14 protein-coding genes are annotated in these 19365 nt (G+C 49.8%); 5 read left to right on the plus strand and 9 right to left on the minus strand.

Annotated features, from left to right (window positions below):
* Positions 1-12 precede the first annotated feature (12 nt).
* The gene (locus J7619_RS17370) at positions 13-912 is read left to right on the plus strand and encodes a hypothetical protein (RefSeq protein WP_291201084.1); all 900 of its coding nucleotides are present in this window, start codon (positions 13-15) and stop codon (positions 910-912) included.
* Positions 913-943: 31 nt separating this feature from the next.
* Here J7619_RS17370 and J7619_RS17375 read toward each other — a convergent pair whose 3' ends face one another.
* Positions 944-2209, minus strand: coding sequence for an outer membrane beta-barrel protein (locus J7619_RS17375; protein ID WP_291201087.1), 1266 nt, complete (start codon positions 2207-2209; stop codon positions 944-946).
* A gap of 301 nt (positions 2210-2510) precedes the next feature.
* Between J7619_RS17375 and J7619_RS17380 the strand changes: the two genes are divergently transcribed.
* From J7619_RS17380 to J7619_RS17390, 3 genes are all read left to right on the plus strand, one after another.
* On the plus strand, positions 2511-2903 hold the full coding sequence (locus tag J7619_RS17380; protein ID WP_291201090.1) for a hypothetical protein: 393 nt from the start codon (positions 2511-2513) through the stop codon (positions 2901-2903).
* 122 nt (positions 2904-3025) lie between these two features.
* Positions 3026-6016, plus strand: a complete 2991-nt coding sequence (gene secDF / locus J7619_RS17385) for a protein translocase subunit SecDF (RefSeq protein WP_291201093.1) — start codon at positions 3026-3028, stop codon at positions 6014-6016.
* A gap of 123 nt (positions 6017-6139) precedes the next feature.
* On the plus strand, positions 6140-7789 hold the full coding sequence (locus J7619_RS17390; protein WP_291201095.1) for an amino acid permease: 1650 nt from the start codon (positions 6140-6142) through the stop codon (positions 7787-7789).
* A 72-nt stretch (positions 7790-7861) separates the two neighbouring features.
* Here J7619_RS17390 and lhgO read toward each other — a convergent pair whose 3' ends face one another.
* From lhgO to recQ, 5 genes are all read right to left on the minus strand, one after another.
* Positions 7862-9061 carry an L-2-hydroxyglutarate oxidase gene (lhgO, locus tag J7619_RS17395; RefSeq protein ID WP_291201098.1) on the minus strand — a complete coding sequence of 400 codons (1200 nt, stop codon included), beginning with the start codon at positions 9059-9061 and terminating at the stop codon, positions 7862-7864.
* A gap of 23 nt (positions 9062-9084) precedes the next feature.
* On the minus strand, positions 9085-10278 hold the full coding sequence (locus J7619_RS17400; protein ID WP_291201101.1) for an anhydro-N-acetylmuramic acid kinase: 1194 nt from the start codon (positions 10276-10278) through the stop codon (positions 9085-9087).
* Between the two features lie 69 nt (positions 10279-10347).
* Complete coding sequence (locus tag J7619_RS17405) at positions 10348-11877, minus strand: regulatory iron-sulfur-containing complex subunit RicT (protein WP_291201104.1); 1530 nt, start codon at positions 11875-11877, stop codon at positions 10348-10350.
* 117 nt (positions 11878-11994) lie between these two features.
* Positions 11995-13284 (minus strand): phosphoribosylamine--glycine ligase, encoded by a 1290-nt coding sequence (gene purD, locus J7619_RS17410; protein WP_291201107.1) that lies wholly within the window; start codon positions 13282-13284, stop codon positions 11995-11997.
* A 55-nt stretch (positions 13285-13339) separates the two neighbouring features.
* Positions 13340-15553 (minus strand): DNA helicase RecQ, encoded by a 2214-nt coding sequence (gene recQ, locus J7619_RS17415; protein ID WP_291201110.1) that lies wholly within the window; start codon positions 15551-15553, stop codon positions 13340-13342.
* Positions 15554-15646: 93 nt separating this feature from the next.
* Between recQ and J7619_RS17420 the strand changes: the two genes are divergently transcribed.
* Complete coding sequence (locus J7619_RS17420; protein WP_291201113.1) at positions 15647-16621, plus strand: SIS domain-containing protein; 975 nt, start codon at positions 15647-15649, stop codon at positions 16619-16621.
* A 61-nt stretch (positions 16622-16682) separates the two neighbouring features.
* Here the strand turns inward: J7619_RS17420 and J7619_RS17425 are convergent, their stop codons facing one another.
* The 3 genes from J7619_RS17425 to J7619_RS17435 form a co-directional block, all read right to left on the minus strand.
* The gene (locus J7619_RS17425; protein ID WP_291201116.1) at positions 16683-17159 is read right to left on the minus strand and encodes a DUF4293 domain-containing protein; all 477 of its coding nucleotides are present in this window, start codon (positions 17157-17159) and stop codon (positions 16683-16685) included.
* A gap of 72 nt (positions 17160-17231) precedes the next feature.
* A complete protein-coding gene (gene rimO, locus J7619_RS17430) occupies positions 17232-18542 on the minus strand; it encodes a 30S ribosomal protein S12 methylthiotransferase RimO (protein ID WP_291201119.1) in 1311 nt (436 codons plus the stop codon).
* 131 nt (positions 18543-18673) lie between these two features.
* A complete protein-coding gene (locus J7619_RS17435; RefSeq protein WP_291201122.1) occupies positions 18674-19291 on the minus strand; it encodes a hypothetical protein in 618 nt (205 codons plus the stop codon).
* Positions 19292-19365 lie beyond the last annotated feature (74 nt).

A 19365-nucleotide genomic window follows, 5' to 3' on the forward strand; every position in this document is an offset into this window, starting at 1 on the left:
TCCACCAGAAAAATGGAACCCCGCCCCGACCTTAAAGCCGAATTCATAGCCAGCGCCTGGCTCGAAAACGGCATTCCCGCCCGGCAAATCCTTTTTCGTCCGCTGGGAGACTTCAAACGGCGCAGCCATCGCGATATCGAAAACACCTATGAGCTTGAAATAGGCAATTTTAAAGGCCAGATAATTGATTCAAACCGAAGTGGTATTTACGACCATTTGCCCGAGCAGCTTTTCCATTTGCCCTCATCGGCCAATTTGAATTCGACGAAAAAGAAGGTCGATGAGATCCGCCTGCAAAGGGAGAAAGAACAGCAATCCCGGCTGTTTTTTCTGCCGTGGGAGCAGGAATTCTTTCTTAACCGCGTGAGCCTCGCCCGGCTGGAACAATGCGCGTGGGAACTGGGTACGGATTCAGGAGTACTGGATGCGTTGAAAGCCTTCTGGCAGGCGCCGCCTTCTCTCGATGAGCATGTCTTCATACAACTGCTGCCACTCCTTCCGCTGGTCTCCGAAAATCGTGGTAACCTCGACAAAGCCGCGGAAATCATGACGGTGGCATTGCGGTTGCCGGTTGAAATACAAATCATTTTCGGTTTGAAATATCACTTCGAATCCGAAGCGAGTATGGGCGACTCCCTGCTCGGTGCGGATACTGCCCTCGGTGGCGAACTGGATACCTACCTGCCGCAAATCAACGTCGGGATAGAAGTCCCCAACCCTGCCGGGCTGGATCAATACCTGCACAACAAGAACTTCGACGCACTGGTTAACTGGCTGCTCGGCTGGTTTATACCCGTGGAATACGACTTCACTGTATCGCTGAAACTACCTCCCGGAACATCCGCATTTACCCTCGCTTCCGATGACGGGCCGTCAGTCCCGCTGGGTTACGCGATGCTGATGGCCGTTTAATGTCGACAAGCGCACCACAGGGATTTCATGCCTACTTTTCCAGAAAGCGGTAAGAAAGCAGGAAGTAGTTACGCTTTATGTTGGATTTCAATTTATTATAGAGGGACATGCCGTCTGAGGTTTCATGGCGTAGCTCTATGCCTAACCTTTTATAGTTAACACCCAAACCAAAGATTAGCCCAAATTCATATTTTCGGGCACCATCCATTGCCACTTCCCTGGTTGTTGTGGGAGCAGAGGTCTGAAATCTTTCCTCAGTTATTCTTTCGTTAATCACCGAAATAGCTCGGCCATTTGTCACCCCTCCATTCAAAAATAGTTTAAGACCGCCGACCGGAATCTGATATCTCACCATGTTAATAAGCTTGATATATCCAAAACCAAACGTTGTTCTAACCTGGCTATAACTATTATCTGAAAATGTAGTCTGACTAGCGACGCTCGACTTGTAAGAAGTAAATGCAAGCTCATTATACAACGAAGCCCGTTGTTTCAACCGCGGGAATACAAAATTCAGGAATATACCGCCTGAGACCTTGTTAGACAAGGGAAAATCTCCATTTACCAGCTCTGGCTCCACAGACCCCTCAAAACTCAGTTTTGAGCTGGCCAAGCCGGCAACAACACCCACCTGGATTGAAGAACCGGTAGGTTTATACGAGGTAGCGGGCACCTTTTGGGCGGAGCATTTTTCGTAAAACCGGTCAAACACTTTGCCTATCGATTGCTGAGAATACGGTAACATTCTCTGGTCCGCAACGAGTCCCTCACACTCAGCAAAGAAATTTTTCAACTGCTCGCGGTAGTAAGTAACATTGACCACCTGCCCGTTTGCTGCGAGATAGCGGTGATTGATCAACAATTGGTAGGCCCCGTCCTTATCCCTCACATAGAGGTGAACTTTGCCATCTTTATCCTTTAAGTAAAAGAGGCCTTTCGGACCGTTATGCACCACCAGCAAAAAGGCCACCGTTTTTATGACCTCCGGGGTCGGTGAGGACGATAATTTGTCGATTTCGGTCGCGCTTGTGTTTACCTCTACATGCGCTTTGACATAATTTTCCCCATGCACACCAAAACCTTCTATGTCGCTAAGCCCGTAAGTTTCGGTTTTTTCCTCAGGCGACGCTTTGAAGCTGATTGTTTCCGGGTTGCGTGACCAGCTTTTGTAGTCGATGAAACCTCTGGTCGTGTCTCCGGGAGAAGTGACCAGGTAACCGGGTTCAAATGATTTTTGAGCTTTGGAATAATGAAAGGATAAGATCAAAAAAGTAAAAACGATAAACTTGCTGTACATAAATGATAGGGAGTAGTTGAGCCCCAAATAAAAGACATAAAAACGAGGCTGCAATGCCCCGTTACGGAGCGGCACGACAATCACAAGGCAAGCCAAGTAACCATGTTACAGCAAATTCTTTTTATCCTTCTGATTCTCATCTGCTTACAAAATAGCGACCATAAATGGGCATTTGCATTAAAAACACACACAAAACACAAGTTATTAGCAGAATAGTAATATTGGGTGGGTGGAAATTTATCTTGCGATTCTGATTTTTTCGAATCAAATTTGCGGTTTCATTGAAATCCCGAATCTGAAAGTGAAGACTGTACGAGTGATTAACCAGGCCATCAGCTTAATGCTTGCCGTCATGTTATTGACGGTTGCGGGGGTGCGGTCGTGGTCGGATCATACGGATCGGGGTGCTTTCCAGGGGGCCAAGACAGAGGCGCTCGCCAAAGACCTGGCTAAGAAGGCCCATGCGCAATCCGGCCAATCGGAGCAGCCCGAAGTAAGCGCACTCAGCCTGAATGCGGTCATTACGCCCGCCATTTCTTTTGATTTTTATCAATACCTTTATTTTTTACCTCAACCCGTCTGGCATTTCGTCGCCCAAAAGCTGGTCGTCCGGACCGCATTCAGCGAACCGGTATACCTGGTTTCTCATTTCCAGCGGGTTTTCGGCAGATTTATCGTCACCAACGCTCCGTAATGTGAGCGGGCCCCCAGGCCCGCACGTACACATTTTCTCAGAAAGCCTGCGCCTTTTTACATTTCCGGCCGGGCAGTTTCCAGTTGTATTTCAAGGATTTCAATTAAATTTTTCATTTCAAAATGACCAACAAGAACGGGATAATCGCGTTGACGATCGTCATCGCCCTTATTAGCGTCTATAACCTGTCCTTCACTTTTGTGTCGCGCAATTTCAAAAGCAAGGCGATCGCCTATGCGACCGATGCGAAAGGAGAGGTTGATTTGACCAAAAAACAACATTACATCGACTCCCTGTGGCGTGAAGAGGTATACCTCGGCCATACTTTGCAGGAAGTTACCGAGCGCGAACTGAACCTCGGCCTTGACTTGCAAGGTGGTATGCACGTTGTACTGGAAGTAGCTCCTGCCGACATCCTGAAAGGAATGGCCGGCGGTAATGCCCGCAGTGCAGCATTCCAGAATGCATTGAAAAAAGCAGGTGAAGACAAATCGGCCAACAACAGTACATTTATCAACCGTTTCGTAAGCGCTTATAAAGAAGCTGCTCCAAACACCAGCCTCGCTTCGGTGTTCGCTACGAGCGCCAACCGCGGCAAGATCAACAGCAACTCGTCGGATTCGGACGTGATCAAAATGCTGAAAACGGAAATCGACGGTTCTATCGACCGCGCATTCCAGATCACTCAGGCACGTATCGACAAATTCGGGGTAACTAACCCGAACATTCAGCGCCTGCCAGGCCAGAACCGCGTTTTGGTGGAGCTTCCGGGTGTAGATAACCCCGAACGTGTTCGCCGCCTCCTTTCCGGTGCTGCGAAACTGGAATTCGCGGAAGTGTACCTCACTCAGGAATTAGGCGCTGGGCTCGAAGGCCTCGGCCGTTACCTGACGCAGCAAGCTGAAATCGAAAAAGCCGCCAAGAAAAACGGAGGGCTTGCTGCTCCCAAAGACACTGCTTCTGCTGATACGACCAAGAAATCGACTGCTGGTGGCCTGGCCGCCCAGCTGGAACAAAAATCAGATACTGCCAAAACTGATTCAGCTGCATTGGCGGCTCAAAGCGCTGCATTGACCAGCCTGTTCGTACCGATGCCGCAAGGCCTTGGTGTATACCTGAAAGACACTGCGCGCGCCAGCGAAATCCTGCGCCGCCCGGAAGTACGCTCGCTTTTCCCTTCGGACCTCGTGTTCATGTGGGACCGCAAAGGAACCGAAGCAGGTGGTAACCAACTGATTTTGCCTTTGTATTTCATTAAGAAAACCAATGGCGAAGCAGCCATGGAAGGTGACGTGATCGTGAATGCGAACCACGATTACGACGACCGCGGCCGTCCGGAAGTAACGATGCAAATGAACGGCGAAGGTGCCCGCAAATGGCGCTCACTGACTGCACGCAGCGTAGGCCGCCCGGTAGCGATCATCATCGATGGCCTGGTTTACACCGCTCCGACCGTACAAGGCGAGATTCCTAATGGTAACTCAAGCATCACCGGTAGCTTCACTGTGGAAGAGACCAAGGATATGGCCAACGTATTGAAAGCAGGTAAACTACCGGCTCCGACACACATCGTGGAAGAAGCGGTTGTTGGTTCTTCACTCGGTGCCGAGGCGATCAACGACGGTTTGTGGTCATCTGCGGTAGGTCTTTTGATCGTACTCGTATTCATGGTGGCTTATTACAACCAGGCTGGCTGGATTGCTGACATCGCGCTTTTGATCAACTTGTTCTTCCTGTTGGGTGTAATGGCTTCGCTCGGAGCTGTACTGACGCTCTCGGGTATCGCGGGTATCGTGCTCTCGATCGGTATGGCGGTGGATGCCAACGTACTGATTTACGAAAGTATCAAGACAGAGCTGGCGGAAGGAAAGCCATTTGCACAATCGATCCGTGACGGTTTCAAGCATTCATTGACTGCCATCATCGACTCCAACGTTACGACGCTTTTGACCGGTATCATCCTTTATACATTCGGTACGGGTCTGGTACTGGGCTTTGCAACAACCCTCGTTTTGGGTCTTTTGACTTCCCTTTTCAGTGCGATCTTCATTACCCGTTTGCTGCTTGAACAAAAGCTTAAAAACGGCAAAACTTTTGCATTCACGAATACACTGACTAAAAACTGGTTCCAGGACAACCATTTCGACTTCGTTTCGCAACGCCGTCGTTTCTACATCATTTCAGGTATCATCATCGCGATTGGTGTAGGGTCATTTATCTTCAAAGGTTTTGGTCTGGGTATCGATTTCAAAGGTGGCCGGTCTTATGTGGTTCGTTTTGAAAACAATGTGGATGCGGATGCGCTTCGTACCAACATGGACGAAGTACTCGGCTCGACTACCGAAGTAAAAACTTTCGGAGGCCAGGATCAGGTGAAAATCACGACTCCTTACCTCATCGAAGACGTGACGCCGGAAGCTGACCAGAAAGCGGAAGCGAAAATCCTGGAAGCGACCAAGAAAATCGCCAACAACCCTGCCAAGATCGTCAGCTCGAACAAAGTTGGCCCTACCATGGCGAAGGACACTTTGTGGAGCGCGGTTTATGCGGTATTGCTTGCATTGGCAGCTAACTTCGTCTATATCCTCATCCGTTTCAAACGCGTAGCATTCTCGTACGGTGCGGTGATGTCCCTTGCACACGACGTAGTGATCATCCTCGCGATTTTCTCATTGTTCAACGGCTGGTTGCCATGGTCACTGGATATCGACCAGGCATTCATCGGTGCGATCCTGACCATGATTGGCTACTCGATGAACGACACCGTCGTAATTTATGACCGTATCCGTGATTACCTGGCCGACGAAAAGTCGCGCGGACAAAACCTGTCGACCGTTATCAACAACGCCTTGAACAGTACTTTGAGCCGTACGGCCGTAACCGGTATCTCGGTAATCCTCGTGTTGATCGTTCTGATGATCTTTGGTGGAGCGGTTATCCGCGGATTTACCTTCTGTATGTTGCTAGGGGTAATCGTGGGTACCTATTCTTCACTCTTCGTAGCGGCACCTATCGTGGTTGACCTCCTGCAACGTTCACAGAAGAATGAGCCGGCACCGGCAGTAGCGGCGGACGCTACCGCGGCAGCGGCAACCAAAAAAGCAAAGGCATAAAATAAAAGAATAAAAGAGGGTAAGTTTTGTACTTACCCTCTTTTTCTTTGGTCTCCATGCGTAGTTAGCAAATTTTCTTTTAGCTTTATCAGACCATCATTTCTACAACAACGAACCTAATATATGGCAAGTCAACTCTGGATTAAGAAACCACTTGAAAAACTATTACACGAATCTACCGGAGAAGGTAACCAGCTGAAAAGGACACTGGGCCCCGGAAGCCTGGTGGCACTTGGAATCGGTGCGATCATCGGCGCGGGTCTTTTCTCCATTACAGGCGGGGCCGCCGCCAATCAGGCTGGTCCTGCTATCACCATCTCCTTTATCGTAGCGGCATTAGGCTGTGCATTCGCCGGTCTTTGTTATGCCGAATTCGCTTCCATGATCCCCGTTGCGGGTAGTGCCTACACCTATTCCTATGCCACCATGGGCGAGTTCATCGCATGGATCATCGGCTGGGACCTTGTATTGGAATATGCGGTAGGTGCCGCCACGGTAAGTATCAGCTGGAGCCGGTATTTAGTCAAGTTCTGCGAGGGGTTTGACGTCCATTTACCCGCGGCCCTCACGGTAGGTCCATGGGATGGCGGCATCATCAACCTCCCAGCTATTTTCATTGTAATCCTGATGAGCTTGCTCCTGATGAAAGGAACCCAGGAAAGTGCATTGGTGAACGGTATCATCGTAGGCTTGAAAGTAGCCGTTGTGATCATCTTCATCATCCTGGGTTGGAAATACATCAACGAATCTAATTACGTACCTTATATCCCCGAAAACACCGGCAAATTCGGTGAATACGGTTTCAGCGGGATCATACGGGCCGCAGCGATCGTGTTCTTTGCCTATATTGGCTTCGACGCCGTAAGTACCGCGGCACAGGAAGCCAAGAATCCCAGAAAAGACATGCCGATCGGTATCCTCGGCTCATTGGTGATCTGTACCATTCTCTATATCCTTTTCGCACACGTCATGACCGGTGTAACCAACTACACCACATTCAAGGGCCAGGACGGTATCGCGCCGGTTGCCGTAGCGATCGAATCCATGGGTACGCCCGATGCCAGCGGCGTCATTCACCCCGATTATCCGTGGTTGAACCGCGCGATCATCGTGGCGATCCTTGCAGGTTACGCTTCCGTGATCCTGGTAATGCTTTTGGGCCAGAGCCGCGTATTTTTCAGTATGAGTAAAGACGGGTTGTTGCCACGTGTTTTCTCAGCAGTACATCCTAAATTCCAGACGCCGGTGAAGAACAACACGATGTTCCTGGTATTCGTAAGCCTTTTCGCGGCGTTCGTACCTGCGCGAGTGGTAGGTGAAATGACCAGTATCGGAACATTGTTTGCATTTATCCTCGTTTGTATCGGTATCATCGTAATGCGCAAGCAAATGCCGGACGCGCCGCGTGCATTCAAAACGCCACTTGTTCCACTGGTTCCGATCCTTGGTATTTTCACCTGCTTCTTCATGATGGCATTTCTGCCGCTCGATACGTGGATCCGTCTGTTCGTATGGATGATCATCGGTTTCGATGTGTATTTGTATTATGGAATCAAAAACAGTTTCCTGTCGAACAAGTTACCCGCAGCGATTGTAGCAGGCAGTAAAATAGTGGGCCTAGTTGGTATCGTGCTGGCGATTCTGCTGGCTGTTATCGCCTATTTCCACCACCTCCAAACAGACGGCGCCGATACGGGCATCTACTACTTCTCGATGATTTTCGCGCTGATCCACCTCGTCACTTTCGGGATGACGCAGTCGAAAAAGGCGTAATCAGCATATATCAAACGAAAAGAGGCCATTCCGCAGCGGAATGGCCTCTTTTCGTTTATGGGTAAATCAATGCTAAAACCTTGACAGCACTTTCTCCGAAACCGTTTGTCCGATGGAAAGCGACGAGGTAGCAGCGGGCGACGGCGCATTGCAGACGTTAATGGCCGTTTTGTTTTCGATGATCGAGAAATCGTCCAGCAAGCCGCCGTCGTAGTCGCACGCCTGCGCACGTACGCCCGAGCCGCCGGGAACGAGGTCCTCGCTCTGAATTTCGGGGATCAGGCCTTGCAATGCTTTGGTGAATGCGGCTTTAGAGAATGAGCGGTAATATTCGCCCAGCCCGGTACGCCAGTATTTCATCGCTACCTTCTGGAACCCAGGCCAGGAAAGCGACTCCATCAGTTCCGTTGCATTAAAGTCCAGCCTGTTATAGCCCTCCCTCTTAAAAGCAAACACCGCATTCGGCCCCGCTTCGATACCGCCCTCGATCATGCGCGTAAAATGCACGCCCAGGAACGGGAAGTTAGGGTCCGGAACCGGGTAAATGAGGTTTTTGACGAGGTAATGCTTCTCCGGACGGATCTTGTAATACTCACCACGGAAGGGTATGATGCGAACATTGATATTCTCCGGCTGTGTAAGCTGCGCCACTTTGTCGGAGTATAAGCCGGCGCAGTTTACGACGAGTTTGGTTTCAAATACCTTCCCGCTTGCCGTCACCACTTCCGAATGCGTATTGCGGTTTTTCACGTCCGTCGCTTTTTCACCGAAACGAATTTCGCCGTCCAGCTTCCGGAAGTTTTCCGCATACTTTTCACAAACCGTTTTATAATCGATAATGCCGGTGTAGGGCACCCAAATGCCTTCGAGCCCTTTCACGTGCGGCTCGATTTCCTTCATTTCGCCTTCCGAGATCATTCGGTTTTGGGTCAATCCGTTCTGGTTGCCGCGTTCGAAAAGGTTCCGGAGCAACGGGCGCTGCTCTTCGGTAGTGGCTACCACTATTTTTCCGCACAAATCATAAGCCACCCCTTCTTTCTCGCAGAAATCAATGAGCATCTGGTAACCTCGTATACAATTGGTGGCTTTCAGACTACCGGGTTTGTAATACAGCCCGGAGTGGATCACGCCGCTGTTATGGCCGGTCTGGTGTTTGGCTACTTCATTTTCTTTTTCGAGCAGCAGTACTTTCAATGCGGGTTTCTGCTCCTTGATACGGAGGGCTGTTGCGAGGCCTACGATGCCGCCGCCTATGATGGTAATGTCGTACATATATTCAAATACTTTTTCCTTACTTAACCGGGGAAGGATATTTTCCCCATTGAAACGCCCGGCACCCCCTTCTTTTTGCCAAAATGCGCCGCTTCCCCTGCAATTGCCTCGTTCGCCAGCACGGCGAACAATACCGCCTCTTTCGCATCGCCGGATACCCCCAACTTATCGATCAGACGAATATTTTGGCCCAGTAACCTGCCAATCGTGCCCATTAACACCGGGTTATGCGCACCGCCGCCGCTTGCGTACACTTCAAATACTTCGCCCGTTTGCATTGCATTGCGGATCGCTTCCGAGATCGTCTCCGCACTGAATTGGGTCAGTGTGGCAATCAGGTCTTTCGGTCCAATCGCATTACGTCCCGATAGCCGCATTGCATTCTGCACGTAATCCGCACCGAATACTTCGGGACCAGTCGTTTTTGGAAAAGGGTGTTCAAAAAACGGTGCAGCTTTCAGCGCATGCAGTAATGCTTCATCTATCGTTCCGCTGGCGGCAATGCCACCATTCTCATCGAAAGCTTTCCCGAAGTGCAGTCGCGTAAATGCATCGATCAGCGTGTTTCCGGGGCCGGTATCCGTTGTGAAAACCAGCGAAGCATCCAGATTACCTGGCAGGAATGTGAAGTTGGCAATACCTCCCATGTTCAGTAATATCCGGTTCTCACCTCTTTGGGAAAACAGAAAGTAATCCCCATACACGGCCAGCGGCGCGCCTTCGCCACCCGCTGCGATATGTTTCTGCCTGAAATCGCTCAGGGTTATGATACCGGTCTTAACAGCAATATGGTCCCCGTCCCCGATTTGCAGGGTGGCATTGGGAAAGCCTGCTACTCCATGCTGCTTTTGCGGGGCGTGGAAAACCGTTTGCCCGTGGCTTGCGATCAGATCCACCTCCGAAGCGCTAATTCCCCATTCAGCCAGACATTCGAGGATCATCTGCCCGTGCTGCAAGCCAATGAAAGGATTGAGCAGGCAAAGCTGTTGAAAATCGATCTGCCTTTTAGCAAAAATCTCACGAACAGCATTCCTGAAACTGTCCTCGTAAGGCACCGTTTTGAAATGCTCTACCCGTAACCTTGTTTCCGGTCCGTTGCCTTCTGCACGGCAAAGTGCCACATCCAGCCCATCGAGCGAAGTCCCCGACATCAGGCCAATAATCCAGCGCGACGGCTTCCGGCTCAGCGCATAAAGCTTTTCAACGTGTTCTTTCACAGATAGTCTGGGTAAAAAACGGGCCAGCCTTTGAATGAGCTGGCCCGTTTGGATTCGTTGGAAACATTGTTACCCGTTGCTTTCGCCTTCGGGTTTCGGCCCGTTAGAAGGCTTCTGCCCTCGGTTCCGGTTACGGTTGTTCCTGTTCCCTCCTTCGTTGTTATTCCTGTTCCCCTCGGGATTATTCCCCTTGTTGCGGGGTTCTCCGCCGGGGTTATTGTTATTGCCTTTGTTTCGAGGCTCGCCTCCGGGATTGTTATTGCCCCTGTTACGCTGGCCTTCATTCGGGTTATTACCTCTGTTACGAGGTTCGTCGCCCGGATTGTTGCCCTTGTTCTGGCGCTCCTCATTCTGGCTGTTACCCCGGTTTCCTGCTTCGTCTCCCTGATTGTTACCTTTATTCCTGGGTCCTTCACCCTGGTTGTTGCCCCGGTTGCGTTGGTTTTGATTATTACCTTTATTAGAAGGCGCATTACCAGCATTATTCCCGGGATTTGTATTCGCGGGCACAGCTACCGCAGCCTCAGCATTGCTATTTTCAACACCGCCATTTCCACGGTTTTTACCTGAGCGGTTTTTCTTCTTTTTCTTTTTCTTCTGCTCGTCGCTGTACTTCTTGTCAAGGTTTTCCAGGTCGCTGTTGAGCTTGCCAGCTAGCTTATCCAGGCCCTTTTCCGGTTCCGGCGTCAGGATTTCGAGTGATTCAGGAATAATATCCTTTTTATTCAACTCAATGATTTCCAAAACCTTGTCGATAGGAACAGGATACCAGTTCGTATCCTTATCGAACCCGAACCACATGATTTTCTTGAAGATATCCGTCTTCTGCAATGTGGCTACACCTTTTTTGGTTTTCAAGGGCGCATCCACCGTCGGGATATCCCGTAATGCATCAATGTACGTTTCGAGTTCGTAGTTCAGGCAGCATTTCAGCCTTCCGCATTGGCCCGAGAGCTTCGCGGGGTTCAATGAAAGGTTCTGATAACGTGCTGCCGCCGTTGAAATGTTCTTGAAATCGGTCAGCCAGGTCGAGCAGCAAAGTTCGCGCCCGCAGGAGCCTAACCCGCCCAAGCGGCTCGCTTCCTGCCTGAGGCTGATCTGCCGCATTTCGATCCGTACCTTGAATTCCGAAGCCAGCATTTTGATCAGCTCCCGGAAATCCACGCGCTCTTCCGACGAATAGTAGAAAGTCGTTTTGGTATTATCCGACTGATATTCCACATCCGAAAGCTTCATATTGAGCTTCATATCGCGGATAATCTCGCGCGTACGGTAGAGCGTAGGCATTTCGCGCGCCATAGCCTGCGTGAATTTATCGAGATCTTTCTCCGTCGCAATACGATAGATCACGTGCAGGTCGTCGTTGATCTGGACATTCTTGCGCTTCATCTGAAGGCGCACAAGTTCTCCCTGCAACGATACCGTTCCAATATGCTGGCCGGAAGCCATTTCACAAACCACATAGTCGCCTGTGATAAATTCCAGCTGGTTTATATTCCGGAAATATTCCTTCCTGCCTCCTTTGAACTTGACTTCGATCACATCAAAACGCTGTCCCGTCGGCACGTCCATATGACTGAGCCAATCGAACACATTCATTTTATTGCATCCGCCCGTTCCGCAGCTTCCTTTACTTCCACACCCGGCGACGGCCGTACCGTTAGTACCGCAGCCCCCGGATGAACATGATCCACATCCCATAATTACTCCGCTTCATCAATCGTTATAACGAATTAAATCCACGCCAATATCGTGCCGGAAATACTTTCCTTCGTATTGCACTGCCTGAGCAGCCCGCTGTGACTTATGCACCGCGTTTTCGAGGGAATTGGCAAGGCCTGTAAGGGCCATCACCCGTCCTCCGTTCGTCACGACTTCGGCGTTTGCATTAAAAGTGGTTCCTGCATGGAATACCTGCACGTCTTCCACCTTATCTGTACCCGAAATCACTTTTCCTTTTTCGTAATCTTCGGGATAACCGCCCGACACCACTACCGTCGTTACGGCTACTTGTGGCGAGATCTGCAAATCGAAATCTTGCAGGGTACCCTTAGCCGTCGATGCCATGAGCATCGCAAAATCCGACTGGATACGCGGGATTACTACTTCGGTTTCGGGATCGCCCATCCGGACGTTGTATTCAATCACATAAGGCTCGCCTTTGATATTCATCAGGCCGATGAAGATAAAGCCCACATATTTGATCCCTTCGCTTTGAAGGCCATACAATGTCGGTTTCACTACCTTTTCCTCCACCTTTCTGATAAAATTCGCATCTGCAAACACGACGGGCGACACCGCGCCCATTCCACCCGTGTTGAGACCTGTATCGTTTTCGCCGATACGCTTGTAATCCTTCGCTTCGGGGAGGATTTTATAATGCTCACCATCAGTAAGCACAAAAACCGACAATTCTATCCCTTTCAGGAATTGTTCGATCACAACTTTATTACCCGCCTTACCGAATTTGCCATCCAGCAGCATTTCGCGGAACGCCTGTATGGCGTCGGAATGCTTCTCGGCGATGATCACGCCCTTACCGGCAGCAAGTCCATCGGCTTTAAGCACGATCGGCAGTGAATGGTTTTCGAGGTATTCCAATCCTACTTCCAGGTCTTCGGCGGTAAATGTGCGCGAAGCCGCGGTCGGAATACCGTATTTATCCATAAACTGCTTCGAGAAGTCTTTGCTTCCTTCCAGCTGTGCCCCGGCTTTGTCCGGACCGATAATGCGCACTTTCGAAAGGTCCTCCCGTGCATTGAAATAATCTACAACCCCATTTACCAGCGGTTCTTCGGGGCCTACGATCACGAGTTCGATGTTATTTTCAATTACCGCGTTGGCAATGGAGTCAAAATCGTTGTAAGAAATGGATAGGTTCGTTGCTACGCCCGCTGTCCCGGCGTTTCCGGGAGCCATGAATAAGGTGTCGCAAAGAGGGCTTTGGGCTATTTTCCAGGCAAAAGCGTGTTCTCTTCCGCCCGATCCCAAGATGAGTATGTTCATAACTGGTTTTAAAAATTCAAAAAATACTGATTGTCCGGCAAGTACTCCGGGGGTGCTAGTTGGCTAGTTCCGACAAAAACTTGATCCGCATCAGCCGTAATTCTTCTTCACTGACTTCCTCACCCTCGAATTCGTTCAACGCAGTGGCGATATTGTCGGTTTCGGCGGTCATAAAGTAATCGTAAATGTCCTGCTGTCGCTCGCGGTCGATCACCTGGTTGATGTAATAATCCAGGTTGAGCTTCGTGCCGGAATAGCAAATGTGTTCTACCTCCTCGATTACATCAGCCAATGCCAGGTCCTTCACTTCGGCAATCTCGTCGAGGCTTACCTTCCTGTCGACCTGCTGGATGATGAAAATCTTGATTTTGGATTTGTTAACCGTGGACTTGATCACCACGTCTTTCGCCGTTTCGATCTCGTTTTCTTCCACGTAACGTGAAATGAGTTCGATAAACGGCCGGCCGAACTTCTGTACCTTCCCCATTCCGACGCCGTTGATCTGCGCCATCTCCTGCTGGGTAGTGGGATAAGTCGTAGCCATTTCTTCCATCGAGGGGTCCTGGAAAATCACGTACGGCGGCAGGTTTTTCTCCTTCGCCACTTTTTTACGCAACGCTTTCAGCATTCCGAGCAAGGCCTCGTCATAAGCATGTGCGCTGCCGTTTCCGTTCACGGCTTCCTTGTCGTCGTCCTCCGGCTTCACTTCCTCTTCGTCGAAGTTGTGGTCCTTTTGAAGGGTAATCGGGTAAGGATCATTCAGGTATTTGGCGCCTTTTTCACCCAGTCTGATCACTCCGTAATTCTCGATGTCCTTTTCGAGGTAGTTCAGGATCACGAGTTGGCGGATGGCCGACACCCAGTAATCGCGTGATTCGTTCAATTCCAATCCCTTACCAAAAACTTCCAGCTGGTCGTGCTCATAGCTTTTAACATACTGGTTGTCGGTGGCGGTCAGCAAATCGGCAATATGATCGGCGTCAAAACGCTGCTCGGTAAGCGCTACCGATTTGAGGATCAAAATCACGTCCTCCTGTACCTTGATCTTCTCCGTGGGCTTGTTACAGTTATCGCAGTACCCGCAATCCTTTTCGAGGTATTCGCCGAAATAGCTCAGCAGCTGCCGCCGCCGACATACGCCCAACGTCGAATAAGCTACCATTTCGTTCAGCAAATGGCGTGCATTGTCGCGTTCGGTAACGGTTTTGTCCTTGTTGAACTTTTCGAGCTTCTGAATATCGTCGTAGCTGTAAAACATCAGGCAGTTGCCTTCCAGCCCGTCGCGGCCTGCGCGGCCCGTTTCCTGGTAGTACCCTTCGAGCGATTTGGGTACGTCGTAATGGATCACAAAACGCACATCCGGCTTGTCGATACCCATTCCGAATGCGATCGTCGCCACGATTACGTCGCACTCCTCGTTCAGGAACGCGTCCTGGTTCGCCATGCGCGTATTGGCGTCGAGGCCCGCGTGATACGGTAATGCACGTACGTCGTTGACATTCAAAAGCTCCGCGACTTCCTCCACCGTTTTCCGGCTCAGGCAGTACACAATGCCCGATTTGCCCTTGTTGTTGCGGATATAGCGGATCAGTTGCTTCTTAATGTCCTTCTTCGGACGGATTTCGTAATAGAGGTTTTTACGATTAAAAGAAGATTTAAACGTCTCAGCCTCTTCCATTTGCAGGTTTTTACGGATATCCTGCTGCACTTTGGGTGTAGCCGTGGCCGTAAGCGCGATAATGGGCAATTTCCCGATATTCTCGATAATCCCGTAAATGCGGCGGTATTCAGGGCGGAAATCGTGGCCCCACTCTGAAATACAGTGAGCCTCGTCAATAGCTACGAACGAGATTTTTACCTTTTTGAGAAAATCCAGGTTATCTTCCTTTGTGAGCGATTCCGGGGCAATATAGAGCAGTTTGAGGCTTCCGTCGAGCGCATCGGTCTTTACGCGCGTCATTTCAGCTTTGGTAAGCGTGGAATTCAGGAATTGAGCATTGATACCGAACGCAGTAAGCTGGTCGACCTGGTTTTTCATCAAGGCGATCAGCGGGGAAATCACGATCGTCAGTCCGTCGCTGACAAGGGCAGGAAGCTGGTAGCAGAGTGACTTGCCTGCGCCCGTAGGCATAATGACGAATGTATTTTTACCTAAAAGTATATTCTGTATGATAACTTCCTGATCTCCGCGGAATTGACTGTATCCAAATATTTCTTTAAGCTTCCCTTTTAATGTGTCTGTTACGACTTTATCAACCTGCTGTACCATACTCTGTTCACAAAATGGTTATTCCAAACTTCCCTATCTTTGCGCTTTGAAATAAATAATGACGTTTTTGTCTCTCTAAACTGTGTTTCAGATTTGAAATTAATAAAAAATATTCAGTCAACCGCAAAAGAAGTATTACGTCAGGAGGCGGAAGCCGTACGTAATCTGATTGAATTGATTGACGATGAATTTGAAAAATGCGTATATGCCATTTTGCATTCCGGAGGACGCGTTGTGGTCTCTGGTGTGGGCAAAAGCGCCATTGTAGGACAGAAAATTGTTGCCACACTGAACTCCACCGGAACGCCTGCACTATTCATGCACGCCGCCGATGCCATTCACGGTGATCTGGGCATGATCCAGGACAACGATGTAGTGATCGTGATCTCCAAAAGCGGCGATACGCCGGAGATCAAAGTGTTGGTTCCACTGCTGAAACGTACGGGCGTCCAGATGATCGCCATGGTGAGCAACAAGGATTCCTACCTGGCTAAAAACTGCATTCTCACGCTCCACGCACACGCGCCCGCGGAGGCGGACCCGCTCAACCTCGCGCCTACGACGAGCACGTCCGTGACCATGGCCCTAGGCGACGCGCTGGCCATATGCCTGCTCGAAGCCCGCGGCTTTACGCATGATGATTTCGCCCGGTACCACCCCGGCGGCTCACTGGGCAAGCGGCTCTACCTGAAAGTATGCGACATTTACCCGCACAATGCATTGCCGACCGTGAATGAGCAAGCTACATTGCAGGAAGTGATTCTGGAAATGACTTCAAAAAGGCTGGGAGCTACTGCGGTAGTAGGCCAAAATGGCCAGATGGCCGGCATTATTACCGACGGCGACCTTCGAAGAATGCTGAAAACTTATGGTGCTGCCGGTTTACTGAACCTGCACGCGAAAGATATCATGACTAAGTCACCGATTACGGTTTCACCTGATGAATATGCGGTGAATGCTTTGGAGGTAATGCAGTCCAAAAGCATTACGCAGGTGGTAGTGGTGGAAGGGGGTAAGGCGCTTGGGTTCGTGCATTTGCACGATTTGCTGCGCGAGGGGCTCGTTTAGCGCAGTTGTCACGCTGAGCGGACCGGGCCGCCGGGCGGTCCGCTCAGCGTGACATACTACGTTATCTGAACCGCTTGGATTGCTGTACTTCGCGCTCGTCCTTGCGGATGAAGCGGTTAGCAAACACATTTGCGAGCATTGCTCCTACTAATCCGTAAAAACCGATATCGTATTTGCCGGTCAGTTCGGGATCGAAAAGCTTGGCTGTTTTATAGAATGTGAAATAGATCACCAGACCCATCGTCACAGTCATCAAAATTGAATTTACTGCACAAAGGGCAGATTGCAGAATGCGGTTTTTGTATTGAAAAATCGCATAGGCAGCCACGCCGGCTGTAAGAATAGCCAAAGCCACGAGGTAGTATACCGGTTGAACATTAGATTGCACTTCGTTGATCTGGTGGTGCAGCCTCAGGGCTGTCAGATCAGCACTTTGTCCTCCCGTTAATGCTACTTTCGACCAGATCGGAAAGGCAAGGAAAATACCCATTCCTATGACGACCATTGCCAGGAAGATTGTTTGAATACGTTGTAACATGCTTTTTTAAGAATTGTTCTTTTTCAAATGATCGGCAAATTTAGGCAAAGACGCCATTTGCCGGAAATCGCATCAGGAAATCACTTCGCCGTAAAGGTCGAATTCCTCGGCGGAAGTTACTTTCACCTGCGCGAAATCGCCCAACCGTACATACTGGCTCGCAGGGACAAGTACCTCATTATCCACCTCGGGTGAATCGTATTCGGTACGGCCGATGAAATAGCCTCCTTCCTTGCGGTCGAAGAGTACTTTAAATGTCTTACCGATTTTTTCCTGGTTAAGCTCTGCTGAAATGCCTTGCTGCAACTCCATAATCGCGTCGGCACGCTCTTGCTTCACTTCCGGATCGATATCGTCCTCCATCGTGAATGAATGCGTATTGTCCTCATGCGAGTACTGGAATGCTCCCAGCCGGTCGAAACGCATTTTTTCCACGAATTCGTAGGTTTCATCGAACAGCGCTTCCGTTTCGCCGGGGTGACCGACGATCAATGTCGTGCGCAATGCGATATCAGGCACTTTGTCGCGGATCGAGTAGATGAGCGCTTCGGTTTTTTCACGGGTAATACCGCGGCGCATGAGTTTCAGCATTTCGGTCGAACCCGATTGCAGCGGCATATCGAGGTATTTGGCGATGTTACTGCGCTCGTTCATCACATCCAGAATATCCATCGGAAAGCCCGCCGGGTAGGCATATTGCAGGCGGATCCAGTCGATACCTTCCACATCGGAAAGGTTACGGAGCAGATCGGACAAGTTTCTCTTTTTGTAAATATCCAGACCGTAATATGTCAGGTCCTGGGCGATGAGGATGAGCTCTTTGGTGCCGCGTTTAGCAAGCGATTTCGCTTCTTTTACCAGCTCGTCGATCGGCCTCGACACGTGGCCCCCGCGCATGAGCGGGATCGCGCAGAACGAGCACGGGCGGTCGCAACCTTCGGCGATTTTCAGGTACGCGTAATGCGCGGGGGTGGTGAGCAGGCGCTCGCCTACGAGCTCATGCTTGTAATCGGCTTTCAGTGTTTTGAGCAGGCGGGGAAGCTCATTAGTACCGAACCAGGCGTCCACTGTGGGTATTTCAACCGCCAGTTCGTCCTTGTAACGGTGCGAGAGGCAGCCTGTCACATACACTTTATCCACCATTCCGGCCGCTTTGGCATCAGCATAGCGCAAAATCGTGTTGATCGATTCCTCCTTCGCATTATCAATAAACCCGCAGGTATTGATCACGACAATCTGTGAATCATCCTTTTTAGACTCATGGTCCACCGCGAAACCGTTGCCTTTAAGCTGTGTGTACAGCACCTCCGAGTCGACCAGGTTTTTCGAGCAACCCAGCGTCACGATATTGACTTTATTCTTGACTATTCCTTTGGTTTTCATTGAAGTTGGCCTTAGGCTTTAAGCCATAAGCTATATGCTTTTGAATTAATTTGACGCTGTTCAGCGTCAAAGTGACTGATAATGAACGGCGAAATGGGGTGCAAAGTTCGTGAAAAAATGAATAGGAAGTACTATCGGATGAAAGGAAAACGGCGATGGGTGTATTCAGTCGGAAGATTTTGGAAATACTGGTCTATCACCCAATACCCTTCCGTTTTGGGTGATATAATGAACTCATCGCCCGTCCTGAGAAAATAATGCATGTAAGCAAGTGGAAACTTGATGTTATTGTTATGATAAACACGCACCTTTTCAATATCACCTTCCCTCAAACGGAGCACTTTATCCGTAAATGTGAGTTCCAATTCGTGCTCCTCAGGAAATGTCTCTATAACAAGCCCTTCAACATATTGCCAGTGATTGATATCCAGCGCCACCACCAAAAAACCGAATCCCATGGCCACCAAACCAACTGCGAGAAACCAAAGCCTCACCAATAGCGGGTGGTTCTCGGTGTAAGAAATATGCATGAAAAGCGCCAATTTGAAGAAAAAGCTGCCTACCAGAATGAAGTAATACGTAAACAGACCTTCGAATTGCGAAAAGTAGTTCCAGGGTGTAGTAATGAAAGTGCGCGATACTTTCAAGGGTGAATTCCCTCCAATTGTGTCTTTCGTAAATCGCAGCATGCGCCAGATATACCATGCAAATGGCGCGAAAACAATTAAAAAGACCAGCAGCGTATTCATAAAAAAGGTATCCCGGAATTGAATACTCCAAGATACCTTCTTATACCAAACCTGAGTGGTTTAATCTACGAGCG

The organism is Dyadobacter sp., from assembly GCF_017744695.1.
Lineage (GTDB): Bacteria > Bacteroidota > Bacteroidia > Cytophagales > Spirosomataceae > Dyadobacter.